This is a genomic window from Clostridium lundense DSM 17049 (assembly GCF_000619945.1).
GTDB classification, from domain to species: Bacteria; Bacillota; Clostridia; order Clostridiales; family Clostridiaceae; genus Clostridium_AO; species Clostridium_AO lundense.
The window spans coordinates 89,295-116,250 of sequence record NZ_JHVC01000007.1 but is presented as its reverse complement, the minus strand read 5'-3'; the positions used below and the strand labels follow the sequence as shown (position 1 = coordinate 116,250).

31 protein-coding genes and 1 pseudogene are annotated in these 26,956 nt (G+C 29.9%); 3 read left to right on the top strand and 29 right to left on the bottom strand.

Translation table 11 applies throughout. The features are described from left to right. Positions 1-34 precede the first annotated feature (34 nt). The gene (locus T514_RS0109380) at positions 35-2,098 is read right to left on the bottom strand and encodes a penicillin-binding transpeptidase domain-containing protein (RefSeq protein ID WP_027624541.1); all 2,064 of its coding nucleotides are present in this window, start codon (positions 2,096-2,098) and stop codon (positions 35-37) included. Positions 2,099-2,447: 349 nt separating this feature from the next. Here T514_RS0109380 and T514_RS0109375 point away from each other — a divergent pair, with 349 nt between their 5' ends. After that, positions 2,448-4,475, top strand: a complete 2,028-nt coding sequence (locus T514_RS0109375; RefSeq protein ID WP_027624540.1) for an oxidoreductase — start codon at positions 2,448-2,450, stop codon at positions 4,473-4,475. 147 nt (positions 4,476-4,622) lie between these two features. Here the strand turns inward: T514_RS0109375 and T514_RS0109370 are convergent, their stop codons facing one another. The 21 genes and pseudogenes from T514_RS0109370 to T514_RS0109265 all read right to left on the bottom strand — a co-directional run bounded on the left by T514_RS0109370 (position 4,623) and on the right by T514_RS0109265 (position 18,543). Next, the gene (locus T514_RS0109370; protein ID WP_027624539.1) at positions 4,623-5,183 is read right to left on the bottom strand and encodes a TVP38/TMEM64 family protein; all 561 of its coding nucleotides are present in this window, start codon (positions 5,181-5,183) and stop codon (positions 4,623-4,625) included. 123 nt (positions 5,184-5,306) lie between these two features. Continuing rightward, positions 5,307-5,480: a hypothetical protein gene (locus T514_RS26575; RefSeq protein WP_156939862.1), complete on the bottom strand. Its 174-nt coding sequence runs from the start codon at positions 5,478-5,480 to the stop codon at positions 5,307-5,309. 77 nt (positions 5,481-5,557) lie between these two features. Further along, positions 5,558-6,283, bottom strand: a complete 726-nt coding sequence (locus tag T514_RS0109355; protein ID WP_027624538.1) for a phosphatase — start codon at positions 6,281-6,283, stop codon at positions 5,558-5,560. Positions 6,284-6,349: 66 nt separating this feature from the next. Then, complete coding sequence (locus tag T514_RS0109345) at positions 6,350-6,907, bottom strand: hypothetical protein (RefSeq protein ID WP_027624537.1); 558 nt, start codon at positions 6,905-6,907, stop codon at positions 6,350-6,352. After that, positions 6,894-7,235, bottom strand: a complete 342-nt coding sequence (locus T514_RS27305; RefSeq protein WP_278246520.1) for a DUF5643 domain-containing protein — start codon at positions 7,233-7,235, stop codon at positions 6,894-6,896. Before T514_RS27305 ends, T514_RS0109345 begins: the two co-directional genes overlap by 14 nt. Positions 7,236-7,446: 211 nt before the next feature. Further along, a complete protein-coding gene (locus T514_RS0109340) occupies positions 7,447-8,346 on the bottom strand; it encodes a transglutaminase domain-containing protein (protein ID WP_027624536.1) in 900 nt (299 codons plus the stop codon). 79 nt (positions 8,347-8,425) lie between these two features. Beyond that, complete coding sequence (locus T514_RS0109335) at positions 8,426-8,968, bottom strand: GNAT family N-acetyltransferase (RefSeq protein ID WP_027624535.1); 543 nt, start codon at positions 8,966-8,968, stop codon at positions 8,426-8,428. Between the two features lie 75 nt (positions 8,969-9,043). Then, positions 9,044-9,349 (bottom strand): DUF6506 family protein, encoded by a 306-nt coding sequence (locus tag T514_RS0109330; RefSeq protein ID WP_027624534.1) that lies wholly within the window; start codon positions 9,347-9,349, stop codon positions 9,044-9,046. An 11-nt stretch (positions 9,350-9,360) separates the two neighbouring features. Continuing rightward, positions 9,361-9,885 carry a hypothetical protein gene (locus tag T514_RS0109325; RefSeq protein WP_027624533.1) on the bottom strand — a complete coding sequence of 175 codons (525 nt, stop codon included), beginning with the start codon at positions 9,883-9,885 and terminating at the stop codon, positions 9,361-9,363. Positions 9,886-10,008: 123 nt separating this feature from the next. Then, entirely contained in the window at positions 10,009-10,236 is a 228-nt protein-coding gene (locus T514_RS26090; protein ID WP_084284457.1) for a WecB/TagA/CpsF family glycosyltransferase, read from the bottom strand. Then, the gene (locus T514_RS0109315) at positions 10,229-10,615 is read right to left on the bottom strand and encodes a hypothetical protein (protein WP_027624532.1); all 387 of its coding nucleotides are present in this window, start codon (positions 10,613-10,615) and stop codon (positions 10,229-10,231) included. Before T514_RS0109315 ends, T514_RS26090 begins: the two co-directional genes overlap by 8 nt. Before the next feature lie 40 nt (positions 10,616-10,655). Further along, positions 10,656-11,609 carry a methionyl-tRNA formyltransferase gene (fmt, locus tag T514_RS0109310; protein ID WP_027624531.1) on the bottom strand — a complete coding sequence of 318 codons (954 nt, stop codon included), beginning with the start codon at positions 11,607-11,609 and terminating at the stop codon, positions 10,656-10,658. Between the two features lie 164 nt (positions 11,610-11,773). Then, positions 11,774-12,040 carry a hypothetical protein gene (locus T514_RS0109305; RefSeq protein WP_051541977.1) on the bottom strand — a complete coding sequence of 89 codons (267 nt, stop codon included), beginning with the start codon at positions 12,038-12,040 and terminating at the stop codon, positions 11,774-11,776. A gap of 144 nt (positions 12,041-12,184) precedes the next feature. After that, on the bottom strand, positions 12,185-12,670 hold the full coding sequence (locus tag T514_RS0109300) for a hypothetical protein (protein ID WP_027624529.1): 486 nt from the start codon (positions 12,668-12,670) through the stop codon (positions 12,185-12,187). 280 nt (positions 12,671-12,950) lie between these two features. Beyond that, positions 12,951-13,400, bottom strand: a complete 450-nt coding sequence (locus T514_RS0109295) for a DUF6557 family protein (protein ID WP_027624528.1) — start codon at positions 13,398-13,400, stop codon at positions 12,951-12,953. 293 nt (positions 13,401-13,693) lie between these two features. Continuing rightward, on the bottom strand, positions 13,694-14,245 hold the full coding sequence (locus tag T514_RS0109290) for a VanZ family protein (RefSeq protein ID WP_027624527.1): 552 nt from the start codon (positions 14,243-14,245) through the stop codon (positions 13,694-13,696). Between the two features lie 91 nt (positions 14,246-14,336). Continuing rightward, positions 14,337-15,683 (bottom strand): B12-binding domain-containing radical SAM protein, encoded by a 1,347-nt coding sequence (locus T514_RS0109285; RefSeq protein WP_027624526.1) that lies wholly within the window; start codon positions 15,681-15,683, stop codon positions 14,337-14,339. A gap of 67 nt (positions 15,684-15,750) precedes the next feature. Further along, a complete protein-coding gene (locus T514_RS0109280; RefSeq protein ID WP_027624525.1) occupies positions 15,751-15,960 on the bottom strand; it encodes a helix-turn-helix domain-containing protein in 210 nt (69 codons plus the stop codon). A 10-nt stretch (positions 15,961-15,970) separates the two neighbouring features. Then, on the bottom strand, positions 15,971-16,423 hold the full coding sequence (locus T514_RS0109275; protein WP_027624524.1) for a DUF2975 domain-containing protein: 453 nt from the start codon (positions 16,421-16,423) through the stop codon (positions 15,971-15,973). A 490-nt stretch (positions 16,424-16,913) separates the two neighbouring features. Beyond that, positions 16,914-17,678, bottom strand: a pseudogene (locus tag T514_RS27685) (helix-turn-helix domain-containing protein); the annotation flags it as partial. A 313-nt stretch (positions 17,679-17,991) separates the two neighbouring features. Then, a complete protein-coding gene (locus T514_RS0109265; protein WP_027624522.1) occupies positions 17,992-18,543 on the bottom strand; it encodes a helix-turn-helix domain-containing protein in 552 nt (183 codons plus the stop codon). 173 nt (positions 18,544-18,716) lie between these two features. Between T514_RS0109265 and T514_RS0109260 the strand changes: the two genes are divergently transcribed. Beyond that, positions 18,717-19,544, top strand: a complete 828-nt coding sequence (locus T514_RS0109260) for a hypothetical protein (protein ID WP_027624521.1) — start codon at positions 18,717-18,719, stop codon at positions 19,542-19,544. Positions 19,545-19,653: 109 nt separating this feature from the next. On the opposite strand, the gene T514_RS0109255 is transcribed toward T514_RS0109260, so the two are convergent. From T514_RS0109255 to T514_RS0109230, 6 genes are all read right to left on the bottom strand, one after another. After that, positions 19,654-20,007 (bottom strand): DUF2185 domain-containing protein, encoded by a 354-nt coding sequence (locus T514_RS0109255; RefSeq protein ID WP_027624520.1) that lies wholly within the window; start codon positions 20,005-20,007, stop codon positions 19,654-19,656. A 148-nt stretch (positions 20,008-20,155) separates the two neighbouring features. Then, complete coding sequence (locus T514_RS0109250; protein WP_027624519.1) at positions 20,156-21,031, bottom strand: AraC family transcriptional regulator; 876 nt, start codon at positions 21,029-21,031, stop codon at positions 20,156-20,158. A gap of 18 nt (positions 21,032-21,049) precedes the next feature. Beyond that, entirely contained in the window at positions 21,050-22,165 is a 1,116-nt protein-coding gene (locus T514_RS0109245) for a C45 family autoproteolytic acyltransferase/hydrolase (RefSeq protein WP_027624518.1), read from the bottom strand. Between the two features lie 84 nt (positions 22,166-22,249). Beyond that, on the bottom strand, positions 22,250-24,133 hold the full coding sequence (locus tag T514_RS0109240) for a MutS family DNA mismatch repair protein (protein WP_027624517.1): 1,884 nt from the start codon (positions 24,131-24,133) through the stop codon (positions 22,250-22,252). Between the two features lie 34 nt (positions 24,134-24,167). Next, positions 24,168-24,662 carry a GNAT family N-acetyltransferase gene (locus T514_RS0109235; RefSeq protein WP_027624516.1) on the bottom strand — a complete coding sequence of 165 codons (495 nt, stop codon included), beginning with the start codon at positions 24,660-24,662 and terminating at the stop codon, positions 24,168-24,170. Positions 24,663-24,678: 16 nt separating this feature from the next. Further along, complete coding sequence (locus tag T514_RS0109230) at positions 24,679-25,272, bottom strand: GrpB family protein (RefSeq protein WP_027624515.1); 594 nt, start codon at positions 25,270-25,272, stop codon at positions 24,679-24,681. 388 nt (positions 25,273-25,660) lie between these two features. On the opposite strand from T514_RS0109230, the gene T514_RS0109225 reads away from it, so the two are divergent. Further along, complete coding sequence (locus tag T514_RS0109225; protein WP_027624514.1) at positions 25,661-26,029, top strand: hypothetical protein; 369 nt, start codon at positions 25,661-25,663, stop codon at positions 26,027-26,029. A gap of 156 nt (positions 26,030-26,185) precedes the next feature. Here T514_RS0109225 and T514_RS0109220 read toward each other — a convergent pair whose 3' ends face one another. Further along, positions 26,186-26,929 carry a hypothetical protein gene (locus T514_RS0109220; protein WP_027624513.1) on the bottom strand — a complete coding sequence of 248 codons (744 nt, stop codon included), beginning with the start codon at positions 26,927-26,929 and terminating at the stop codon, positions 26,186-26,188. Between the last annotated feature and the right edge of the window lie 27 nt (positions 26,930-26,956).

Here is a 26,956-nt window from a genome sequence, read left to right as displayed (position 1 = left end):
ACAATACGGTAAAAAATATTACTCTCTATTTTTATTAACTTCTTCCTCTTTGTATAAAGTAATACTCTAACACTTTCTTTTGCATAGGTATAACATGGTGACTTCCACCTTTTGTTTTAACATCTTCAATTATAGTGACTAAAACCATTCTAGGGTTATTAGTATTCATAGTTACAAGCCAGCCATATTCTTCTCCGCTAGTATCCTCAATACTTTTTTTCAATTCTGCTGTACCTGTTTTACCAGCCAAAGGTACTCCATTTATTTTAACTCCATGTGCTGAACCAACTGGATTATCTACAACTGCTGTAAGATCTTCTAATAACGTATTTGCATTTTTCTCAGAGATAACACCTTTCTTCCATACTTTTGCTGGTGTCTTATTCCCTGAAATCTGAAGAGTAGGTGTCATCATGTCGCCCTTGTTTACTACAGCACTATACATTAACGCTATATGCAATGGACTCATCAATACCTGTCCCTGCCCATACGCACTATCTGCTAGTTGAATATCATTTTTCATATTATTGTCATAGGAAATCTGAGATTTTGTAATTGGATAATCTACAGGTAAATTTTCTCCTATACCAATTCCTTTTGCTTTTTCTATAAAAGCATCTTTACCCATTTTAAGCGCCTGTTGTGCAAAATATATATTGTCAGAGTATATGAAAGCATTTTTTAAATCTATTGGTTTTCCTGGGTCTGCCACTCTTGTAACCTTATATCCTCCCCAACTAGCATTAGGCTGCCACTTATTTCCCTGTATATTAATGGCTTGTGATGGATTTATACTACCTTTTTCTAATCCTGCTATTGCAGTAAATAGCTTAAATGTAGAACCTGGTGCATAAGTAGTTTTAAATCTATTGTCAAATTCTATATTTTTATCCTTCTGCCATTTTGCTTTAATGCTTTCAGGGACATATGTAGTAAATAGATTTGGATCAAAAGACGGTGAACTTACCATAGCTAAAACCTCTCCAGTCTTAGGATTTATAGCTGTAGACGCTCCTTTTTCTCCATTCATGCTTTCATATATTTCCTTTTGAAGTTCTGTATCTATGGAAAGAGTTATGTCCTCTCCATTTTTAGGTTGTGTTTTTGCTATTTGTATTTTTTCTGATTCTACTCCATCTTTTTGTTTGGATATATAAATAAACTTACCATCTTTAGCTCTTAATTTACTTTCATAAACTTGTTCTAATCCTCTTTTTCCTATTTTGCTTGTGGAACTATATCCTTGCCCCTCTAATTTTTTAAGTTCTTCTGCTGTTATATCTCCCACATAACCTATTAATGAACCTATAGCTTCTCCACCTTGATAGATTCTACTTTCCGATTCTTTTTGCATCACTCCAGGGATTCCCTTAGATTCTCCAATTATGTCACCTCTATCTATAGATACATTAACAATAGGTACAAAATATTCAGGATTACTATTAGCTTTTAATTTGTTTTCTATTACTGAAGGCTTTATATCTAAAATTTTTGCTAACTTTTTAATATTCTCCTCTTTATTTATGTTAAAGTCCACAGGTTTAACACCAATAGTTATTACCATATCATTTAAAGCAAGACCATATCTAGTTCTATCATAAATTTGACCTCTTTTAGCTGGAATGGTTTCTACCCTAACCTTATCTCCAGATTCCATCTTAGGAAATATCATTTTTTCACTCCAATTAATAGTCCAAACTTTTTTATTATCTACCTTTTCTTTAATCATAGGTGCCTCATAATCCTTAACAGTTATATCTCCTGCTACAGTTTTCATAGTTAAAGAAAAAGGTATCTTTTCTGAATTTTTATTAGTACTTTCTACATTTATAGAAATATTATTTGCTTCTATTCCACTATAAATCTTGGAATATCTATCTATAAAATCCTTCTCAGAAATCTTATCTTTTGCTTCCTTACATAACATGCTATACATATTTTTATAATCTTTTTTCTGCCAATAATCTTTATATACATTAAAAGTTTCTAGGGAGCTTTTACCTTTAAAAGAGCATCCTCCTAAACTAAAAGTTACTGAAACCAGTATCATTATTGCAATTAATACAGTAAATGGTCTTTTAAATTTTACTTTTACCATAATTAACTTTAGTGAAAGTCATATGACAATTAATAAGCCCTCACTAAAATCCACCTCTTTTCTATATAATTTTTGCATTTAAACTTGCTTACTTTGAAACCTTACAAAGTAATTATCGTATGTAAAAAACTTTTTTTCATTGTAATAATCTTCAAATAATAGATTTAATCATAATGTAATTATACCACAATAAGTAATACTTTAAATTTATAGTTAGTATTTTCATAGTGAAACCTAAGCCAAAATTCCCATATCTAATTAGGTATATTATGGTTTATATTTTATTTGATTATTCTTTTGCAATTATGTAAAATAATACTAAATAAAGGATTTGGAGGGTGATATGTATATGAGTACAGAAAACAAGTATGCCAAATTATTTGAACCTATGAAAATTGGTAAACTAACCATCAAAAATAGAATTTCAATGGCACCTCTTGGATTGGTATCTATGTGTGGTCCTCAGGGTGAATTTACTAAACGTGCTCAAGATTATTATGTAGAACGTGCTCGAGGTGGCACAGGCCTTATTATCACAGGTGTTACTACTGTAGACTATAATGAGATGGCACCTTTAGGACAACCTTGTCCTACACATGATCCACATGCATTCTCTTTGGCTGCATCTTTAATGAATGAGCGTATTCATTCCTATGATGCAAAGATATTTTTACAACTAAGCGGAGGATTTGGACGTGCTGCTATGCCTCATTTGATGCAAAATGCCATTGCACCATCACGAATCAGCAATCGTTGGGATCCAAATATAATTCAAGAAGAGATGACTGTTGAGCAGATACATACTCTTATTGATTCCTTTGTTAAGTCTGCTGTAATTGCTAAAAAAAGCGGATTTGATGGAGTTGAAATCCATGCTGTTCATGAAGGATATCTCCTAGATCAGTTTGCCATCTCCTTCTATAATCATCGTACAGACGAATATGGTGGAAACTTAAAGAATCGTTTACGTCTTGCCTGTGAAGTAGTTCAGGGTATTAAGAAAGCCTGTGGAGAAGACTTTCCTGTTTCTCTTCGTTATAGTTTAAAGAGCTTTGTTAAAGACTATCGTCAAGGTGCTGTTCCTGGAGAAGAATTTGAGGAAAAGGGTAAAGATATTGATGAAGGTATTGAAGGAGCTAAAATTTTAGTAGCCGCAGGTTACGATTCCCTTAATGTGGACGTTGGAACCTATGACTCCTGGTATTGGAATCATCCACCAATGTACTTTAAAAAAGGAATGTATAGACCTTTTGGCGAAATCCTTAAGAAAGAAGTAGATGTACCAATTATTCTTGCTGGAAGGATGGACAATCCTCATATTGCTGTTGATGCTATTGGTAAATCATGTGACATGATCAGCCTAGGTAGACCGCTTCTTGCTGATCCTTACTGGCCAAATAAAGTTCGTACTGAAAATATTAAAGATATTCGTCCATGTCTATCCTGTCATCAGGGATGTATTGGTCGTTTCTTCTATGGATTACCACTATCCTGTGCAGTAAATCCTGCTTGTGGTAGAGAAGAAGATTATGCATTAAAACCTGTTCATGAGAAAAAACGTCTTCTCATAATTGGTGGAGGATTAGCAGGTATGGAAACAGCCCGTGTAGCAGCAATACGAGGCCATGAAGTAGAATTATGGGAGAAGTCTGACAAACTTGGTGGTGTTGTTATCCCAGGAGGAATGCCTGATTTTAAAGAAGACGATCATGCTCTTATTCGTTGGTATGAACATCAGCTAAGTAAACTTCCTATAACTATTAGAATGAACAAAACTGCTACAATTGAAGATATCAAGGCTCATGAGGCAGACATAATTGTAATTGCTACAGGAGCTAATCCTATTAATCTTAATTTTGCAGATAACGGAAGTGAAGCCGCAAAATCAAAGACTCTATGCCAAGCAGTAGATGTATTAAACGGTGAAGTTATTCCAGGGCAAAAAGTTGCAATCATCGGAGCTGGTCTAGTTGGATGTGAACTTGCACTTTGGCTCAATAAAAAGAATTTGGATGTAACTATTGTAGAATCTACACCAGATATCTGTGGTGGTGGAAAAGATATGTGCTTTGCTAACTACGATATGTTAAGGGACTTATTGAAGTTTAATAAGATAAGAGTTATGACAAATACCAAAGCATCTCAGATTACATTTGAAGGACTTTTAGTAAAATGTACTGATGATAAAGGTATTGAAAAAGAAGAAAACCTATCTGTAGATACAATAGTAACTGCAGTTGGATATAAATCAGAAAATAAATTATACAAGGAACTACAAAATGAACCTCGTCTTGTTTATCAGGTAGGAGATGCTCGTAATGTTCATAACATCATGGCAGCTATATGGGATGCCTATGAATTGGGACGCAGTCTTTAATTAATAATTACAATATATAGAACAAATTTAAATAGATTATATAAATATGGGATATAGGCATAATGTAAATGCTTATATCCCATATTCTATTGTATATTTAAGAAGATTTATAGCTTGGAATATCAGTATACACAAGCAAATTAGTAATTAATCCTCTCTTTTTTCTTTTCCAATTGTAAGTTTTATAAGTATTAATGCAATAACTGTTATAGTAAGCCTTATCCAATTATCATAAATATTAATTATGTCATAGCTAACCAGTGCCTCTAAAGCTATAGAAGGAGCCTTTCCTATAAAGGTTGCTACAGTAAATATAGTACTATTAACATTACTTATTGAAGCCGCTAATGTTATAATCCCTGATGGTATAAATGGAATTATTCTTCCTTGAAGTATTAGAAATCCTGCCTTTTTGCCATCACTACTTACTATTCTAGAGAGTAATTTATGTTTATATGTTAGTTTTTCTATTCTCTTCTTAAAACCTAATCTATAAACAGTAAAAGTAATATATGCTCCTATTGTCTCACCTAACAGTGATATTATAAAACCCTTAACAGGACCAAAGAAAATTATGTTAGCTCCCGTTACAAATACTGATGGTAATATTCCTGCTAATGAAATACCTATACTTATCAAAAGACTTATAGGAATCGCCATGGAACTGTTGTTTCTTAAAATCTCCAATACGTTATTTATATTGAACATTTATTTCTCCTTTGCATTTTACTATTTAATCCATTAACTGGTTTTAAACATAGTGTAATTATATCATTATGTAATAAAAAAAACATATCCTCCCACATGGAGAGAACATGTTTTTTTATTTTTTTATTTACAACAAGCTGATTTTTCTATGCAACATTGTGCATTTTGTGTGCAGCATGATTTAACTTTATTATTAGCTGCATTGTTAGCATCTGTTCCACTTGAAGCAAATACCGCAAAGGATGATGCCCCTACTATTCCAACTCCAACGATTAATGCCAAAATCTTGTTCTTCATTTTACTTCCTCCTCAATTTATTGTTTATTAAATTTACAAATTTATAATATCAAAATGTTTTGAAGATTCTATGAAGATCATTTAGCACATCGTGTATTTTTAATTTTATTCTTAAAATCTATTACTGACCTATTAATAATAAGTTCTTCAGGAAAATGGACTTCTTGTAGTATTTCATAAGCGAGATTAAATCTACCAACATCTGTATCTATATGTGCGTCACTTGAAATGATAATTTGTACATTATATTCTTTGCATAACTTTAACATATGAATATTATTTTCAATTGCGTTTTTGCGACAATTTACTGGGTTTATGGAATTATTGTTTAATTCTAATAATGTATTGTATTTTTTTGCAGCCTGTACAATTGCATCATAATCCAATGGACATAAACCATCATCTGGATGACTAATTATATCAATTTTAGGATTCTTAATAACCTCTATAACAGCATTTGTATTTTGTTCTATTGTTCCAGGTGTATAGCAATGATTATGGATTCCTGCAATTCTAACATCCAATTTATCTATTATTCTATCTTCTAAACTAAGTTTTCCATTATAATCTAAAATATTAATCTCTGCACCTAACATTAATTCTACTCCATACATTTCTCTTGGAACTACTCTGAGGTTTTCAAAATAGATATCAGCACAGGTTCCTGGAATACCTTTGGCATGTTCTGTGATACCTAATAGTTTTAAACCTTTTTTTGAGGCTTCTTTAGCCATTTCACGAATAGTACTATATGCATGCCCACTTACTATAGTGTGTGTATGGATGTCTAATTCAATATTCATATTATCCCTCCATTTACCCATCCATATTTTTTGTTATGGAAAATTACCTTTCTCATATTCACTATATTAATAAATCTTTTCTTCATAAATAATTTTTCCTTCTTTATTTAAACCTCTTAAATATTTTATTTCATGTTTTTCTTTATCTTCATTCCAGTAAAAAATAAACATTCTACTTTCATCTAAATCATCCCTTGATGTATTTGTTGTATTATCTTCTATTAACATTGTAGTTATATTAGAGTCATTTACATAACCATAGATTTTCATTATGCTTGTGTCTCCTTTTGCATGTGAATTTCCCCAGCTATATGACACTTGCTTTGAATAATCTATAGGAGTTCCGGCTACTTGATCACCAGGATACCATTTGATTACACCTTTTTTAACAGTATTTGCTGAAAACCACTCTTTATATCTACATAAATATATCTTTCCTCCATTTAAATCTATTGTTTTAATTATTTTAGAGGGCCCATAATGATAAGTTCTCTCTGATAGTTCATGAGCTTTTATAGGTGAAAAACTTCCATAGGACAAAATAGAATACTTGAAGCATATTACTATAAGCACTATAGCCATAATCCATTCTATAATAGCTCTATTCTTATCATTTATTTTCATTAATTCCACTCTCTTTCCCAAGTGAAATTTTCAATTCATTCTCCCTGTCATACCATTCAACCTTAAGTTTTATATACTTTGCATCTTTCTTAAGTTTATCAAAATGAATTAGTCCATCTTGTCCCCATACCTTACCTGAACTCCCTCCTCCATGATTTCTATATTGTTTTCCTTTATCATCAAATATCTTTATTATCCCTCCAGGAAAAGACCATCCTTGCTCTTTTGTTATAACGGCATATCTAATATATGTTTTATCTTCAGTATTAATAATTCTCTTAATAAAGATAGTGTCTTCATCTATTTTAAACCCTTTCCCTACTTCAATTACTTGTGCTTTTTTCCCCTTAACTAATGCCTTAATATCTTTATCATAATATTTACTCTCTGGTAAGCTATTAACTCCACTTACAATCAGTATAATTAAACAAATAACTATTATTCCTCTCCTTAATCCCTTTATTTTTCTCCCTCCTTAACCCTATAATAAAAATTTTATTAAACACCTTAGCATACCTAACACTTTCTTCTATATCTAATCAAGGTTTTTGAATAAAAGTATTTAAGTCCACTATAATATGTTTTCCTTTGGTTTCTTTTAAGAAATTAAGGTATTCCAAATTTTCTGTATTTTCTCCCTGGACTTTTATACGATACAAAGTGTTTTCAATACGGCGCTCATATGGATTAAATCCATTTGGAGCCAGATAAATATTTCTTTGCTCTTTCAAATATCCAAATTTACAAGGAACCATTTGTGAATTAAAGGTATTTATCAGATTTGTACTCATACAAAACATATTCCTAGCCATATATTGAATGCGCTGGTTATTTAAGTCTTCAAATGATATAGATAAATCATTATATCCAACCTCTTTGTTACATACCAAATACCCTTGATTCCCAAGAATTTCTCTTATCTCCCAAGGAGAAAGAATATTTTTATTTTCATCCATAAAGTAACAATTACAAGTAGGATCAAGCATAATCCATTTATTTAACTTATTAATATATGCAATAGTTACAACATGGCTATCAATGTCATATGGATTAAATGATAACAAGTGAAGAATTCTAGATTTAATTCCTATAGATAAAAGACATTCTGATAAAATAATAGCTAGTCCAAAACAAGAAATTCCTTTCTCTTTTCCATTTTTATATGAATAATTAAGTAAATTCAATGAATTAAATGGCTGTGGCCCATTAAATCTTCCATTATGATAATTGTTTTCAAACACCCAGTTAAGCAAATTAATAGCCTTCGATAGTTCATCATCATTACCTGCAACCTGCTCTATCATATACTTTTCTTTTAATAATTCATATTGGGGTTGATCATGTATATATTGAAATTGTATCTTATCCGCTCTTTCTCTAGTAAAATCATTAAAAGATTTTAACGCACCGCAATTCATATTAAAAATAAATTCTTCCAATCTTAATTTCCACCTCACAGTACATATTAAGCATATGTAGAATCAAAAAATCTTAAAATATCTCTTCTATAACATAATCTTAACTATTTTCTGTCTTCCACCCATCTTTTGAAATAGCCATTTCATATAAGCCCCAATACCCATTTGATGATTTTCTTGCATTTTCAATTAATTTTACTTTTGTAAATCCTACATTTTCGTAACATTTAATTGCACTTTTATTAAAATCAAATACTCCTAGTGTTATCTTTTCAAATTTTAAGTCTTCAAAGCCAATTCTTAATATTTCTTTTAAAACCTTAGCTCCAACGCCTCTTCCTCTAATATTTTCTTGTCCAATTAAGAATCTGCAAACTCTACCTATTTTATTATTTTTATCTGTTTCACGCAATTCAACAGTTCCAATAATTTCCCCTGTATTAACAAGTTCTATTTTATAAAGAAAAATATTTGAATACTCCTTTTTAATTTCATCTAAAAAGTAATTTTCAAGTTGTACAAGTGTTAAAGGATAGTTGTACATAGGTCCGGCCCACTGTAATAATTCATCAGCAGATTTGTCTATGTTCCATTCTATAATTTTTTTCAAATCTTCTCTTTGCATCAATTGGAGTCTTATCATTTTTATACCTCTTGTTTTCATTTTGATTTATACTTTTCCTCAATGTTTTAATATAATAAACTTAGGATTCTAATATCATCCAAAATTTGAAAAGAAACTATCAAATAAATTATCCTGTTCAGATTTATGGGTAACATAACCAATAGCTATTTTATTATGAGTTAACTCTATGATCTTTTCAGCATTTTTCTCACCAAATGCTCCACATAATTCAATTGCACCAACACCATCTCTTTCTAAAAAAGAGATTTTATCACATGCTTCCTCAAAGCTTCTCACTGTGAAGATATAAGTAATCTGTTTCTCTGTTTCAAAACAAGCCTTATGTTCTTCTGGATTATAATGACTCCCCATAAGCAAAAATGCAAATTTTTTCTTCATATAAATTCCCCCTATAAAACATTTACTTCCCTCATTTTAAATGCTTTTTCAGCAATCTCTCTTGCAGTTGGTTCATGTCCATATTCTTCTACATCATACCAATATATTAGATCTGAAATATCCTTATTTGGTATACTTTTTCCCATTAATTCCAAGTAATATTCTATATATATATCTACTTCTTCTACCTCGTCTATTTCTTGTGGCCATTCTAAATTAGCAATGATTTCTATTATTTCAGTAGTTTCTTCAATAGTTATATCCTTAATTATTGGTGGATTAGGTAATGCCACCATCTTAGATATCTCCTCAAGAGATGTGCTTGCCAAATAATTCGCAAAATCCATAGGTTCATATTCTTTTTCAACTTTCGAATTAAGACAATCTATCTTTTCATTTAAAATTGTCTTTTCCTTTTTAATATAATACTCTTCATAATACTCATCAAATAACTCTGATATTTCATCAATAAGTTGCATTAATTCTTTTACTAATTCATTATTAATTTTAGGTGGTTGTAACTCTTTTCTTAACATAATTCATTTATCCTTCCCTCGATTTCGATTGAATTTAATATTTAATAAATTATTAATTCTCTTTTATTATTTTCGACTATTAATGTGAAATCTTGGGTATTTTTGTGTTTTAATTTATTATTTTCACTTTTCATTTTTACTCAACGCTTCAACAATTGCCCTATATGCAAAAATCTTTAGCTTTTTCTGTCTTTCCTTTCGTGAAGGCTGATTAATTCTTCTATATAGCCATTCTAAATTTAATTTTTTCCAAACTTCTGGTGTACGCTTCACTTTTCCTGCAATTACATCAAGGCTTCCCCCTACACCAAAAACTACTTTAGCATTAAGTTGATGTTTATTTCTATATATCCATTAGGTGCATACTATCCCTAGGAGTAAAACTTATGTGTGAAGAATCAATATTTTTAAGTAAAATTTGTATTTTACTTTGGTTGCCAAAAAAATTACATAATCCCTCACTCTCCATTAAGGTAAAATAAATTGGATGATGAGTCTTCGGCTGTCCTTTTAAAGATACAAACGTATCATATAGCCACTCTTCTGTTCGCAACCTTTTATGATAATATGTATTAAAGTAATTAGCATATCTATCATTCTTTGAAACACTTTTTTCTGATAATGTTTTTGCAAAAGCATATGCCTCTTCTTTTGGTAATCTTGTTATGCTGTGGAGCGGTAAGCCTCCAGATTCCCTATAATTCGTTATATATAAATCATTAATATTCATCGTAGTTATCTCCTCATAAAGAAAACTTAATTAAGTATGATTATGATAATACAATGCCTTTTTCTATTTTATTTCCTTTTAAAAATTCTTTTACCTCAAGAGGTTTCCCCCCTGGAAACTGTAATATTTCTATAATCAGAATACCGTTATTGGTGGCCACTGCAATTCCTTCATTATTTGCATCTATGATATAACCAGGTGGTTTAATAATATTTGCCTCTAATGACTTGGATTTGAATATTTTAATTGGAATATCTTTATAATAAGTGTGCGCAGTTGGCCATGAGTTTATATTTTTATATGGCCAAGAACTCAATCCTCTTATTAAATTATGTATGTTAATACTACTGTCATTCCAATTAATCTTTGCCATTTGCTTGTTTAACATCTGTACATAAGAACTTCCATCACTCTGTTGTTTTACCCCACAAACTTTACCTGTGATAATTCCATTTATTGTTTCCTCTAGCAGTTCAGCACCGTTTATTTTTAATAATTGATACAATTCTCCTGCTGTCATAGATTCAGATATGTCAAACTCACTTCTCATAAGCATATCACCCGTATCTATACCAGTATCCATTAGTATAGTTGTATTTCCAGTTTTTATTTCCCCATTTATTAAAGTCCAATTTATTGGTGCTGACCCCCTATACTTTGGGAGGAGAGATGCATGTAGATTAATACATCCGAGTCTTGGTATGTCAAGTATATGCTTAGTTATGATTTGACCATATGCTACAACAATAATAAAATCAGGTTTTATTTCTTTTAATTTATCAATAACTACAGAGTCTGTTCTTATTTTTTCGGGCTGAAAAATTGGAATTTGATTCAATAGTCCAACCTCTTTGATTGGTGAAATTGCTACCTTTTTCCCTCTTCCACTTGGTTTATCAGGTTGTGTTACAATAGCACAAACATTATATTTCTCTATCATTTTCTTCAATGAGGGAACTGCAAAATCAGGAGTTCCCATAAAAACTATTTTCATTATTCATACCTCCCTTTGATACTACAAAATATATTTTGTAGTTATTCATTAGTTACACAATAATTTACAATTATTCAAATATCCTAAATTTATGATTGATAGACTATATATGAAGATTGTAAAGTAATTTTATTAATTGAATACCAAGAGTAATATCTTTATTGTTATGGGTGCAAAATACTATTAACAAGATATTTCGCCTTTTCATAATCATTTTTATTTACAGAAATGACATATTGTTTTTCATAATCCATCTTCATTCCAAAACTTCCGAATTTGCCCCTTGTCGTACCTCGTCCTGCCCATTCTCCTGAATGATTTATAACTTTGTAGGTATATTTAATACCTTCCTTTGCTAAAATTTCTCTTATTTTTGATAATTCTTCTAATGAATATCCAATATATACATCTCTTTTATTAAATAAAAACAATACACATATCTCCTTTTAATTATCCTTACTTTATAATATCTTTTAAAGCAACCACCTTTACCTCTAAAATCTTTGTTTAAAGAATTTCATTTTGTCATGTATTATGAGAAAAATGTGAACTAAAGATTATCCCCTTAGTTTGTATTACAAATTGGAAGTTGCTTTTAACTTAACGGGTATAAATGTTTCCATTTGTGACCATCCTTGTGCTTTTATAATCTCTGGTGGTGTAATAATATGTCCCATAGCATAATGATTTTGGCGAATATCCAGTTCCAAAGTATCAGAATTTTTAATGTATTCCAAAACTTTATTATATAACTTAACATTTGTTTCTTCATCCCCATCTTTGTAGACATAAGTTATATAGTACCCGCCTTCGAAATCAACGACTTCGTTGCCGCCATCATCCATATCCTCACTCAATGCCCACCACCATATCATCCCTTGTTTTTCTTCATCAAAAAACAAAAAGTCTCTGGGCATAAAACTATCTCTTTCCGATGGCTTAATTGCAGAAAAATACTTATCAAACTTTCCTAAAATACCATTGAAAGAAAAGTTAAATTCCTTATCTACACCAGATGACGCTGCTTTGAACGGTGGCAATGATATTATTCTAAACTCCATAAAAATACCTCCTGTTATTTTCTAAATCACTAATCTATCTTCGTGTTATATAAATAATCTATACTTCACATTTTTTGCAATTACGTCATATACACTATAACTATATCCTCATAATAGATTCATTATAATTATACCATAAATGTTAATTTTTAAGTTAATGCTCATATGTCTAATATAGTAATATCACTTATATATAAAATATAAAAAATAGCAGCTCCAGTTTTTGACTGGATGTTGCTATTTTGTGTTGTTTTATTAGGTTTGTTTAAAAAGATTTTATCTAAATTATTAGTCTTCCTTCTTCATCTCTTTTCTGCTCAAACCCAAAAAAAGTCATCTCCCATATACAATGAGCAATTATGTTGGGCTTGGTAAACCTTCCAAACGTTTCTTCACCGATATAAAAACCTAACCAACTTTCAAAACTACATGCATCCAGTGCATATAGACTACATTCATTATCTTCTCCAGTTACTTCATAAAATAGTGTGTTATCTTCTTCATCAAAGTTACTAATACAATAGGTGTCTCCATCTTCATCTTCCTTAAACGCAGTTATATATATAAACATATTAGTGATATTTTTACTTGGAGTAATTTTTAATAGTTTCTTATAAAAATTCTTATAGTTATTATATAAATTTATGTTTTTTATCTTGTTAAGCTTCACCATAAATTTCCAAACATCATCAAACTCAGTTTGATTTATAATATCTTTTAAAGTAATCACTTCTACCTCCAAAGTCTTTATCAAATTCTTCTCTATCCATTTACCTAATTCAATTTTTATCTTAGCATTAACCTAATATGATTATGTTCTTTCTTACCCATATTTTTCTTCCATAAATAGTTATTCTAAAAATTACTTTATATAATTTTACAATTACATCATCTCCACTACACTTATATTCCTCTTATTTCCACACAATTTAAAAATATTGTGCAAGAAACTTACTGAATATTATGCTTAATTTCTACGTTCTTTTTGTTTAGGGTATCTTCTTGTATATGCAATAAAGATATTCAGAGCCTCAATCTCACCATGAATAATAAATATAATAGAACAGGTAATCCTATGATAGCAGATAGTATTGTGATTACAGTACATACTTTTTTCTCATCTTGTAATAGTAACAATAAAAACTTATACCCTAAAATACCAATCCATCCACCAAAACAATTTAAAATTATATCATCAATGTCCGATACTCCGATGCCTAAAAGCCCCTGAATGATTTCAACAAATAAACTCACTATAAATATAAACAACAGATTGGTGATTCCTCTTTTATCTTTTTTGAGTAATGGCAAATATATACCAAGAGGAATAAAAATAACGATATTACCAACCACATTACTAAAAGCAAATTTTTTCAAATTCGCAGTGCTGCCAGATATATATTCCGTTATACTATGAAAAGGAATGAGATTGATTGACCTCAATAAAGTCCTTTGACTATTAAACGGTTCCAAAAGCGAAACTCTTGATAATATCAATAATTTAATTAAAAAAAGTATGTAACAAATAAAAACACTATATAAAAAGACTGTTTTAATTCGTTCTCGTTTATTCATAATACCTCCATTTTTCATTTCATCACCTCTTATTCTCTGACGTTCAGTTTATAAATAATCTGTAGTTCACCTTAAAATATAATTCCATAGCCTACTTTATACAATAAGCTAACCATCTAAAAAATCTTCCTATATTTTCAAAAGAAATTATAGTGCACAATACTTCTGTCAGCTTTCCAAACTTCCTATAAAAGAAATTAAACGCTAGAAATGGAATCCATTGCTTTTTAGATTTTGGTAGTCTTTTTATTATATTTTTAAATGTGTACACTTCTTTATATATCCATAGATAACCATTATATAATTCTTCTGCTGTCATATTCTTAGGTTTATATACAACATGCGCAGTATTATAATTTGACAAATTAAAGTCTACAATTCTATTTTTCTCTATCAATGATGAGTATAATTTTGTACCAGGATATGGGGTAAGAATATGTGAGGTTACCGTTTCTATCTTATTTTTAACTATCCATTCTAATGTATTTTTAAATACAGAAACATCATCTTCATCTAATCCGAAAACAAAACTTGCATTTATCATTATTCCTCTTTTATGAATTTCATCTACAAGTTTCTCATATCTCTTTACACTATTTTGCACTTTGTGGACACTATCTATTGACTTACTATTTATACTTTCAAAACCTATAAATAAACTTTGGCAACCAGCCGCTTTCATTTCATCTAATAATTCAGGCATATCTACTATATTGGAAGTGACTGCTGCGTTCCACTTTAGTTTAAGAGGTTTTATTTCCTCTAATAATTTTCTTGTCCATTTGGGATTCCCAATAAAATTATCATCAATAAACATTATATGCTTTGTTTTTAATGCATTTATATCTTTAATCACATCGTCTATGGGTCTATTAATATAGGTTTTAAGTACATTTTTGCAACTATTATAGCAAAAATCACATTCAAAAGGACATCCCCTGCTTGTACTAATTATATTAGTATATAAATACTTTTTATTATCAATAATGTAGTAGTTAGGTGATACTATTTCCCTTCCGGAAATATTTTCCATATCATAATATATCTTCTTAAGTAAATTATTCTCTTTATCCTTAAGGATTTTTCCCCAAATTCTCTCAGCCATTCCCACACATATTGCATCAAAACTATTAAGAGCCCCCTCTGGATCTGCTGTAATATGTATACCTCCCGCAATTACTGTTACCCCACGCTTTTGAAACTCCTTTGATATTTCCATCGCTCTATTCATAACATCTACAGTAACAGTTATTGCTACCAAATCTACAGGTTCATCAAAATCTATCTTTTCAACATTTTCATTCTCAATAATAATTTCATGCTCTTTCGGCGTAAGATTTGCTATGGTTAATAAAGCTAACGAAGGAGACATTCTTGTTTTTAACTTTGTATCCATAGGTCTGGGCAGCATTGCAGGTTGAATTAATTTAATCTTCATAAATTACCTCCTCAAATAAACTTTACTCAACATTTAACCAATCTCTTTATGGTATTCAACTTCTCATTTACGTATCATTTCTGTATTCTAAAATATCACCTGGTTGGCATTCCAAAGCTTTACATATTGCCTCTAAAGTTGAAAATCTAATGGCCTTTGCCTTTCCGTTCTTTAGTATAGAGAGGTTCGCCATGGTTATTCCAACCTTCTCTGTAAGTTCTGTTACACTCATTTTCCTTTTAGCCAGCATCACATCAATATTAATTATAATAGCCATATTATTCACCTCACACTGTTAAATCATTTTCTGATTTTATATCTATTGCCTCTTTTAAAAGCTTTTGAAGAACAGCAGCAAAGACTGCAATCACAGCAGAAGTAAAAATAAAAATCACTGGGAATCCCATGAGACCTGGGGCGTCGTCTGCATCTGCTATAGGAAATACGAATGGTATGAGTACTGCATATATAATACTGATTGTGATTGCACAATATTTGATATACTTTAAAGCCTTTACAGATAATTCCGAGAAAGCTTTGTTCTTGTCAATATAGCTTAAAAGTTTTAAAGCTTGATATAGGGCAAAGAAAAATGTTATCGCCGTTGCATACACACCAATTAAAATGGGATAGTGTAAATAATCTGCAGCTGAAGGCAACCAAAATATACACAGGGCAAGAACCGGAATTCCAATAAGAATCACAGCTATCCTTAAGAAAATTGTTGAACATTGTTTCATAAAAAGCACCTCTCTTTTAATTTATATGTATATGATAATACATTATTTATTGTTTATCAATAAATTTTTATTGACTTATATAATATATTTATTGACTTATTTTATTTTGCAATAAAAAAACTCAATAGTAACACGAGATGCCACTTTGTAAATTGAAAAGCAATCTTTGTAACTGACAACTGAATATTTGTAAACGAAACGCCACTTTTGTATCCGAAATCCATGTTCTGTAAATGAGATGCAGTTTTTGTAACCAACATGCAGTTTGATTTTTCACATTTATTGAAGTATTATATTAAAAATAAGCATGCCAAATGGAGGTCGACTCCCTCTCGATTTTTTTGTAATCGGAGAATCCACCCCTTAATTCCTTAGACAGCTTAATGGTTGGCGGCATGCTTTTTTATTATTTTTTTAGAAGAGTAGGTTTTAGCATGATGTCACTGGCGGCAACCGGTGCGCATCCAAGTTTATGTAAAACTTCTTCTCCGTGATAAAATAAGAGGCATTTACCACCTTTGCTGCCAATCACAGAATCCATTTGTACCACTGCAGTATCAGGGTTCTTTTCAATAAACGCACTAAAAGCTTCGTAATTGCGATCAATGCGGCAGCCTTTATCCACTTTGAATTCAGGCTTCTTATAACGCTCACGAAACTTGACTTTCCTTGGAAGATCAATGCTCCTGACATCAAAAAGACACGCATCGATATAATTATAAATGGTCTTTTCACTACACATAAGCTCGTCCTGATGGTTGATATAAATCTGATTTACAGACTGGCCATTTTGAATAAGTGGCGAAATAATCTTATTCAACCTAGCGATTTCATCTTCAGATACACACAAGCCACTTCGTGACTGTGATATAGATTCATGCGCTTTGACGTGAGCATGCTCTGCATCATAAATATTTTTTAAAAGTGTACATTTACCAATGGTCTCACAACCGTTACAAACATAAGGAACTCTGAATCTGACAGTGCAGACTTCTTCAATAAAATCTGAGCAGTTTGAATTACAAGAAGTACAAAGCTTACAATAGCTAGCCGATTTTCTGGTGCATTCTTTGCCACAGACGTTCTTATTTCTACAGTTAATACGCTTCTTACAAGCATTGAATGGAAATCCAGGGTAACCTGTAGCAATTTTGGGACTATACTTTCGGACTTCTCTAGAAATAGTAGTAGGATTTTTTCCTAGCCTACGGCTGATTTCTTTAAAAGAAAGACTCTCTTTCAAGTATTTTTGCAATTCAAGTCTTTAAAAAATTTAGACATATATATCCTCCGTTCTGCCGCCAACAATCATAGGATATATAAAACAAAACTAATGAGCAAACAAAAAGACTGGTAATTAACCAATCTTTTGTAAGCTAGGATGCAACCACCTAGAGGATAAATATTTATTATTATTAATACAACATAGCTGGTATCGGAAGGGTTGCATTTACATTTACAATTGAAGTTGCAATAAAAAATAGCAGCTCCATTCTCTGATTGGATACCACTATTCTATATTATTTTATTAAGTTTGTTTTAAAATACATGTTCGCTAAATACATATTTTATTTAGGATAAAACATTAATACAAAAGCCTTTGTTATAGTATCTGTTTCATTAAAATAAAAGTGTGGTTTATCTGCTAAAAAACGTATAACCTCTCCTTCAGATGCTGTAAATTGTTCTTCATTTAAGTTTAAAGTTAACATTCCTGCTGTTATCAGTGCATACTCTTCAACGCCATTATAATGAGCTGCTTTTTCTGTTTTAGATTTTGGCATATATTCATTAAAATATATTTCAATTCTTTTGTCCTCATCAAAATTCAAAAGTGGATAACAGTTAAATCCATTATCTCCTATTGCATTTTCTTCTGTTATCTTGTAAATATATGCAGATTGCATTTTATCTTCATATAATAAATAATTCAAAGGAATTTTTAAACTATTAGCAATATTCCAGAGCGTTGTTATAGATGGGTTTCTTATTCCTCTTTCAATTTCACTTATCATGCTTTTGCTGACCTTTGCATTAGCTGCCAATTCATCAATAGTAAGTCCTCTGCCTTTTCTTAGCTTTTTTACATTATTTCCTATACTAACATTAATATCTCTCATTTAATCGCCTCTTTCTTATATAAAACTCTTGAAATAATTCTAATCAGCCATTATAATTCGATATATAGAATTTAAATTCCGAATACAGAACAAAACTATTATTACTTTAGTCAAACAATTATACTATACTTTTTAATTAAATTATATCTATCATAAACAAAAGAGGTGATTTTGTGAAGAAAATATTATTTGTTACAGATTTATATTATGAAGCTAAAGGTAGGCTTTATTATGATGAAGATTTTTTTCTTACCTCAAAGCTTAGAGAAGATTTTAAATTAGTCATATGTAATCCAAAAGATATGACTGATTTTATTAATGACTTTGACTTAACCATATTTAGAAATACGGGACCTGTATCAAACTTTCAAAATGAATACAATTTATTTAGGGAAAAGGTAAAATTAAATAATATAAAAACATATAATTCATTTAATGGTAAAGCAGATATGAAGGGAAAAGACTATTTAGTTGAATTAACTAATAAAAACTTTCCTGTAATCAAAACTATTGATAATTTAAATTCTATTGATAAGCTTCTAAGTGTAGATAAATACGTAATTAAGCCAAAAGACGGTGCAGATTCTATTGGTATGAAATTCTTACCAATAGAGGAGCTTTATGAAAATATAAACTTGGCTGATAGAAATACCTTAATTCAGCCATTAATAAATTTCAAGTATGAAGTATCTTTTTATTTTATTGACAAAGAATTTCAATATGCTTTATTTGCACCAGATAAAAATAAAAGATGGGAACTTAAAGAATATAAAGCTACTAAAGAAGATTTAGAATTTGCACAAAAATTTATTGAGTGGAATAACTTGGCCCATGGTATTCAAAGGTTTGATGCCTGTAGGACTGAAGAAAATGAACTTTTATTAGTGGAATTAGAGGATTTAAATCCTTATCTTTCACTTTTAAAAATATCAGATGAATTACGCAATAAATTTATTGATTCTCTAAAAAATTCCGTAAACAAAGTTCTCTCTTCTGATTAATAATATTTATAACTCAATAATTAAATAAACAAAGGTATTGTTTACCATAGCAATATCTTAAAATACCTAAAAAATTAAGCAGGCATTATAGCCTGCTTACAACACATTATTAATCTTCTGCTAATTTCCATTCATCATCAAGTACAAGCTCACCATTTTCATCACGAATGTATGCACTTCCTGGTGCTGAATTAAGTAATGGTATTATATCAGGATCATAATTACATATAGTGTTAACTTGATAAACACCATGATTTTCAGGGTTATTCATATATTCATAGTCCTCATCACCAGACATAAACCTCCAACCACTATCAGGATTGCCATTTTGATATGGTCTCTCCCTATACATAAATCCAACCTTACAACCATCAACCATAATTCTATCAGTTGCAAGACACCCTTCCTGTGAATCAATAATCCTTTTGATTTCATTTCCAGGTATATAAAACTTTTTTTCCATAAATATTTCTCCTTTTAATGCATCATAATTTACTATTGTGAAACAATTATAACATATTATTAAAGGAAAACGCTGGAAAGTAATACCTTTGACTTATAGACAAAAATAGCAGCTCCAATTTCTAATTGAGCGCTGCTATATATTCTTATTACATGATAGGAAAATAAATATCAATCTGTGATTTGTCATTCTTAACACCTAAAAATCGTTCCGTATAACATTCAAAGTCGTCGCGCATATCAAGTTGATTATTGCTGCTTGGAAACCATGTCCCCCAAATGTATCTATAAGTCATGTAAAGAGTATTCACTGTTCCTGTATGAATAAACTTTGCGTATTTTCCACCAGGAAACTCTTTAATTAACATATTACTAGGTACAATACTATCTTTATCAACCTCTATACCAATAAACTCCGTAGTTACACTATCCTCATTAAATACTTTTGCTTCACAACTATTGTTCACTTCAAAGAAGCCATATCTATTGGAATTAGAAGCTATATTTTTCATCTTTGCAAGCTGATTATTAAAATTCTCCCATTGTGCACTACTTTGGTTATTAGCAACACTTGTTTCAAACCGAATCCCCATTATTGTTTTACTAGGTACCATAATTATTTCAGGTGTTAAAGTTATTTTGCTTTGTCGATGTACTAATTCAATTACATCTAGTTGTGGTTTATTACCAATCAGTGTATTTATACGATTCTTTCTATATTGCTTAGGTGTTACATCATATCTATTTTTAAAAGCACGGGTAAATGCTTCGTGAGATTGAAAATGCAATGAAACAGCAATATCTAATATTTTCTTTTCACTATATAATAGTAACTTTGCCGCTTCAGTAAGTCGCCTAGAACGAATATATTCTCCAATAGTTTCTCCCATCATCGCATGAAAATAGCGGTGAAAATGATAATATGAATAGGAAACCGCATGGGCAACATTACAAGCAGTAATAGGCTCATATAAATTATTTTCAATGAATATAATTGCCTGCTCAAGTATTTTTTCTCCATCCAATGCGGTTTCCTCCCTTCCTTATCTTAAATAAGTTATATCATAAAATGATTTATCTGCTCTTTCATATGGTAATTTAACTATATATTCTTGTTCTTCATTTGAATTAATTGTAAATACTCTCCACTCATTACATTGTGGTGAACCAAAAGTCATTTTAATAGTTCCATCAGTTACATCAAATATCATGGAACGAAGTACACCAAAGAACTCTTCGTAATAATGACAACATAATCCTTGTGGATATGAAGTTGAAAGTAATCCTTTAATGTCATCACAAGAAAGTTTTTTCTTCTCTTCAAAAGTTTTTACTATGACATCATTGCGTAATTCTGAATTTTTTATAAGCATCTTTTCATATGTTTTTAATTCAGGAAATAACACATGATTTGTTACACTCAAATAATTCTTATTACTATTACTGTCCAATATTTCATAGAATTTATGTCCATCCATGCATTGGAGTAATGCTATTTTATTATTCTTGTCAGCAAGCATTAAATTAATATTATATCCTATAGGTGCTTCCATGGCAAAGTGAATTGCCTCCTCAACATTCTTACAATTTTCAAGAATACTTCTAATAACAATCCAAAACTGAAATCCTGTTACCCCTGGCTTTTGTCCACCCTGAAAATTTCCAACGGGCAATCCATTACTTGCTTTACAAGCTGCTAGACCATGTTCATTCATACCATCACATCTTCCAAAGAGATTTAGTAAAGAACCAATGTGAGAATATTTCCCCTTAACCTTTGTTTTAGCAAAACACATTTCTTCCATAGTATCATTGAAATCATAATTTCTTGCCATGATTGTATGATTAATTTCTGTTTTAGAAGGTAATGCTGCCATTAAACTGCAACCACGTTCCAAATATGTCATAGAATAAAAGATTACCTGTTCATGACTAACTCCAATAGTATCTGCAAAGCCTTTGATTTCTTCATTGACACCACTGCAATATTTATCCAAAAGTTCTGTAATCGCTAAGAGTTTGTCTTGCGGATACGTATTTGATGGCAATAGTGCCATATTAAGTATAGTTGGATGTGCTAATACCCATTGTCCGATTTGTACACCCACTTCATAGCTTGTACCTTCAAATTTTTTAAAATATGCTGTTACCTCTTTCATAAAAAACACCTTACCTTTCCTTTATAATATAATGCAAGGTGTTTTTTTATATTTGATTTTTATTGCGGATTATATTAAAAAAGATTAATTCGCCTCATTATTTTCTCCTGTTTCAATACCCGCTAACTTCATTAAGTACATAGCATTTTTTGTAGGTGAAACCCCAGCTTTTAACTTATAATCAAAATAAATTTTATTATCTCTATAATATTCGGAAAAGTGATAGTTCTTAATTTTTGAATCTTTACTCTTTCCCATTTCTCCTAACTCTAAATCATGGGTAGATATAAATCCTAGGTTTCCTTCTCTACTTAATTGTTTTACCAAAATCATAGCTCCAGTGTGCCTATCTTTTGAATTAGTTCCCTTAAAAATTTCATCTAATAAAAATAACACTCTTTTTTCTTCTTTTGAAGCATTAACAATATTTTTAATTTTTAATATTTCTGCATAAAAGGAAGATATACTTTTTCCTAGATTATCACTGACCCTCATACAACTATAAAGATCCATAATGGTACAATAAAATTCACCTGCACATACAGGAGCTCCTGCATATGCTAACACAATATTAACTCCTACAGTTCTCATAAATGTACTTTTTCCAGACATATTAGAACCTGTTATAAGCATAACTCTATAAGGCTCCTCCAAATTCAAGTCATTGCATACTCTCTTTTCACCTAAAAGAGGGTGCCCTATATTTTTACCTATAATCTTTGATGATCCAGTTACAACTTTAGGCATAGTCCAACAAGGGTTATCATACTTTATAACTGCAATACTGCACAAAGCTTCTAATTCTCCTATTGTATTTATCCATTTTTCGAAATCTTCTCCGCATCTTCTCTTCCACTTTTCAACGGAAATAGTCCAATGATATTCTAGCATAAGAACAGAATTCACAATAGAATATAGCATATTACGCCTACTTGCAATAGATCCACAAATTTTAGAAAAATCATCTATGTGTTTAGAAGCATTTACTCCATCATTGTCATAAAGATTTTTATATAAATTCACAATATATTCAGATTTAAATTTATGCTTTTCTATATGTTTGAGCATATTTCTATATGTTTTTATACTATCATTATATCTTTCAGCAATAATTAAGTTTTTCATTCTATCTTCTCTTTTTATCCATAGAATAATACCTTGAATAAAAGTTAAAAAAACAGGGACATAATATGGAATTAAATAAAATATTTTTGGTGCACTTCTACCTGTGTCGAGTAAAGCGGCTAGCATATAATCAATTATTCTAACTATCAAAGTTAAGGTAGCTACACTGGTTATCGCCGAGAGAATTCTCAAAGGCCAAACTACTTGTTTCTTTAATATATAGTTATTTCTCTCCTTCATCCATGAAAAAAGCTCTTTAAGATTTTGTTTGTTGTTGTTAATTATTTTTCCTTCAGCCTCAATCCTTTGTCTAAAATATAACTTTTGCCCAAGTTCCTTAACAGCAGATTGTCTATCATATATTTTTTGCTCATTCTCGGGTTTTTCTGTTAATATTTCTTTAAGCTTTTGCCTTCCAATATAAGTATTAGATACATTTATCCATTGAAATAAAGACCCTTTACCGAAAATATCAAGATCATATGAATAATTATGATTTTCATCTATAAACTCTTCACCTATATCCTCAAAGGATTTCCACTCTCCATTTAATCGTTTTATTGAAGCTTCATTTACTTCATATAATGCCGTTATATACTTCTTTCTATTTTCCATACCTTTATGTAAATTGGCCAAATAACAAAGTAAAACAATAGTCACTAAAACCACTAAATCAGATAAGTAATTTTTTCTTAAGGTATAGGTTATTATTGAAATTACTAATCCAAGTATAAAAGTTGCAACTTGCAAAGTATTTATATTCTCTATACGTTTTTGTTGCTTTTTTAAGAGTAAACTATATTTCCCCTTTCTCTTTTCATATTCTTTTAATGATGATGTCAAATGTTGTTCCCTCCTTTAAAGGTTACTATTTAAATTAAATACTTTTCTTCATAATAACAGCGGGTAGATTTTTTCCTGACCAATTTAATTCTACATTTTTTAATTTATAAAACCCATTCCTAATCCAAAAATTCAATACATTTTCATCATAATTAGTAACTACATCTATTCTTATACACTCACTTTGTAATGATTTAGCATATTCTTCTAAAGCCTGATAAATTAACTTTCCACATCCCTTATTTTTATAATCATTATGTATCATCAACAGTGATAAATAGGTTTCTTTCCCAATTTTAAAATCTATTATACCTATTATTCTATTTGAACTTTTTTGAACTACTTTACAAGAGTAAAAATTGAGTTTTTTCATAGATTCTAACTCTTCCAACATCCATTCATCTGTAACCTTATTACTGCCTATATGATTCCTTAAAAAGTTCTTATTAGAATTATACACCTGAACAATTTCATTTATATCCTTATTTTCTACTAAATCTACATCAAAAGCTTCTGATTGAAAAATCATATTATCCCACCTTATATTAATGCATTGAATTTGGATTATATTTGTTAGCATATTCTTCTTTTGCCATTTCTGTATATTTTAAAATAAAATCAGATTTAGCATTTGTATACCCATCTCGGTCATGTTCATATTTTTGTATAAGTTTTAATTTAAGTTTCCCATATTCTTTAGCAACTTCTTCATGTTCCATAAGGTAGTCTCTAAAATACAATTCATTCCAGTTACCATAGCAGCGAACATGTAAATGATATACTTTTTCTGCAAATCCTTCTTTCGTATATCCTTTATTAAATATCATATTTATACATGGATTTTTTTCACATGACATTAATAACCAACCATTATGTAATAGGGCCTCTATTAATTGTTCAATATTGCTTTCATTATCTAGTTCCAACAATATATCTATTGTTGGCTTAGCAATCAAACCTTCAACCGAGGTACTTCCTATATGATTAATACGCATAATATTTTTTCTACCAATACAATTTAAAAGTTTTTCTTTTTCAATTTCATACCAATCTTTATAATCTGTATTATGTTCTTTTAATATTATAGGGAATAATTCCCACAATTCTTCTAACGTCATTTCTGACAATTCTTTTGCCATATATACATACCCCCAATGAAGAAACTATAAAATAATCTTTACTTCGTCATATTTTACTATTATCAATCAATTATAGCATATTACTAAGGACAATTATGGTAAATATGATAAAAATGAGTTTAGTATTATGCTAAATCTACATTCACTTGAAATCTGTAAATATCAACAATTAAACATGGTAGTAAGGTGCATTAATTTATAATCACTTTTAAATTTTGAAATATATGGTTGTTTCATATGGTTATGATGTTATAATTGCATTAGGGAATGAAATATAGATTAACGGAATTGTTAAAAAAGCAAGGTAAGGATAAGCATTATTTAGCACACTAGTTATATAAAAAAAGTATGATTAACGATTACTCAATAGTAAATTGGAGGGCTAGAAGTGATTAAAAATAAAAAAGTTAGAACACAGTGGGCAGGAGAAGCTCTTCTTAACTTCATTTTATATTTTCTAACATTTTATTTCTTTATAAAACATGATAATTTTAGAACTATTATTCTTTTGATTTTAATTTATATTACAGCATTAATTTTGGACGTTCTAAGAAAGAAGTGTATTATCTATAATATACTCCCAAAAGATATAGGATCAGGCGTTAAAATTATTTTAGTGTCCGGTTCGGTGATTTGTGTTCGAATTGCTTCCTATGCTAGATACAAAACGATTAATGAAGGTGGCTTTTATTTTATATTTTTTACACTTTATCTTATTTATACCATTTGGGAATATAAAGAATTTATAAAATCATAAATAATAAGAGTGACTATCTTAAAATAAAATTTTGAGACAGTCACTTTCTTTAGAGCTTATTGTTCATAATCCTATTCAATTTCTTCTTTATCATTTTTTCGATCTGGTAACTAATATTTTATAGCCATCTATAAAAATATATTTTGTTACTATTTATTAGCTAAATTTAAGTTCTTTTATAAATATATTTAAAATATTATTTTCTATATCAAAATTATACTTCGCATCTAACTTCCATAACTCTATAAATGGCTTAAAAGGATCTTCTATTTCACTTTCTTCTTTATATAATGGCCATAAAACATAATATACTATTTGATATAGGCATGTCATTTGATATAGGCATGTCATTTGATACAGTGGCTCTTCAAATAATACAGCATTACTTTCCTCTGGTATCATCGTATCCATATAATTATGCATTAATTCATAAAAGCCAGTATCAAAATTAAATTTTCTTGATTTATCTGTTGTTTTTTCTGGTAAGCTACCTTGTATAACTTGAATTTTAGGTGGATTATTTATAAACATATGAAAATATTCATCATCTAAAGCTTTTGCTAACTCTATTACTTTATAAAGAAAATCTTTAGTAATTTTTTCAATATTATCTTTTGAAGTTATTTTAGGTTTTCTAACGATAAAATACCAATCACTACCATCATATTCTTCAGAAGTTGCTTCATATATTTCTAAAACTCTTTTTAAAATTTCATCACCTTTATTTAAAACCTTAAAGAACTTATTTAGTCCAGTTCCATCTGGTCTAAACATACTAAAAAATCCTTCTGGAACTCTTCTAAGTGGATCATTTTCATCTGAAACTTCTTCCCAAATCTCTATAAATTCATCATCTTCAATAAGAGATTTCCAATAGTCTACTACCTGTAATTCATCCATTTTAACCAATACCACCCTTTAACTGCT

Coding starts and splice junctions, on each gene's coding strand:
- T514_RS0109370 (WP_027624539.1), bottom strand. CDS start 5,183: ATGTTCAATATAAATAACGTATTGGAGATTTTAAGAAACAACAGTTCC.
- T514_RS0109280 (WP_027624525.1), bottom strand. CDS start 15,960: ATGGCTATTATAATTAATATTGATGTGATGCTGGCTAAAAGGAAAATG.
- T514_RS0109275 (WP_027624524.1), bottom strand. CDS start 16,423: ATGAAACAATGTTCAACAATTTTCTTAAGGATAGCTGTGATTCTTATT.
- T514_RS0109245 (WP_027624518.1), bottom strand. CDS start 22,165: ATGAAAGAGGTAACAGCATATTTTAAAAAATTTGAAGGTACAAGCTAT.
- T514_RS0109265 (WP_027624522.1), bottom strand. CDS start 18,543: ATGAGAGATATTAATGTTAGTATAGGAAATAATGTAAAAAAGCTAAGA.
- T514_RS0109290 (WP_027624527.1), bottom strand. CDS start 14,245: ATGAATAAACGAGAACGAATTAAAACAGTCTTTTTATATAGTGTTTTT.
- T514_RS0109330 (WP_027624534.1), bottom strand. CDS start 9,349: ATGAAGAAAAAATTTGCATTTTTGCTTATGGGGAGTCATTATAATCCA.
- T514_RS0109325 (WP_027624533.1), bottom strand. CDS start 9,885: ATGTTAAGAAAAGAGTTACAACCACCTAAAATTAATAATGAATTAGTA.
- T514_RS0109230 (WP_027624515.1), bottom strand. CDS start 25,272: ATGGCAAAAGAATTGTCAGAAATGACGTTAGAAGAATTGTGGGAATTA.
- T514_RS0109345 (WP_027624537.1), bottom strand. CDS start 6,907: ATGAAAATAAATGATAAGAATAGAGCTATTATAGAATGGATTATGGCT.
- T514_RS0109375 (WP_027624540.1), top strand. CDS start 2,448: ATGAGTACAGAAAACAAGTATGCCAAATTATTTGAACCTATGAAAATT.
- fmt (WP_027624531.1), bottom strand. CDS start 11,609: ATGAAAATAGTTTTTATGGGAACTCCTGATTTTGCAGTTCCCTCATTG.
- T514_RS0109255 (WP_027624520.1), bottom strand. CDS start 20,007: ATGGAAAAAAAGTTTTATATACCTGGAAATGAAATCAAAAGGATTATT.
- T514_RS0109300 (WP_027624529.1), bottom strand. CDS start 12,670: ATGGAGTTTAGAATAATATCATTGCCACCGTTCAAAGCAGCGTCATCT.
- T514_RS0109235 (WP_027624516.1), bottom strand. CDS start 24,662: ATGATTTTTCAATCAGAAGCTTTTGATGTAGATTTAGTAGAAAATAAG.
- T514_RS0109315 (WP_027624532.1), bottom strand. CDS start 10,615: ATGAATATTAATGATTTATATATAACGAATTATAGGGAATCTGGAGGC.
- T514_RS0109355 (WP_027624538.1), bottom strand. CDS start 6,283: ATGAATATTGAATTAGACATCCATACACACACTATAGTAAGTGGGCAT.
- T514_RS0109220 (WP_027624513.1), bottom strand. CDS start 26,929: ATGGATGAATTACAGGTAGTAGACTATTGGAAATCTCTTATTGAAGAT.
- T514_RS0109335 (WP_027624535.1), bottom strand. CDS start 8,968: ATGATAAGACTCCAATTGATGCAAAGAGAAGATTTGAAAAAAATTATA.
- T514_RS0109285 (WP_027624526.1), bottom strand. CDS start 15,683: ATGAAGATTAAATTAATTCAACCTGCAATGCTGCCCAGACCTATGGAT.
- T514_RS0109380 (WP_027624541.1), bottom strand. CDS start 2,098: ATGGTAAAAGTAAAATTTAAAAGACCATTTACTGTATTAATTGCAATA.
- T514_RS26575 (WP_156939862.1), bottom strand. CDS start 5,480: ATGAAGAACAAGATTTTGGCATTAATCGTTGGAGTTGGAATAGTAGGG.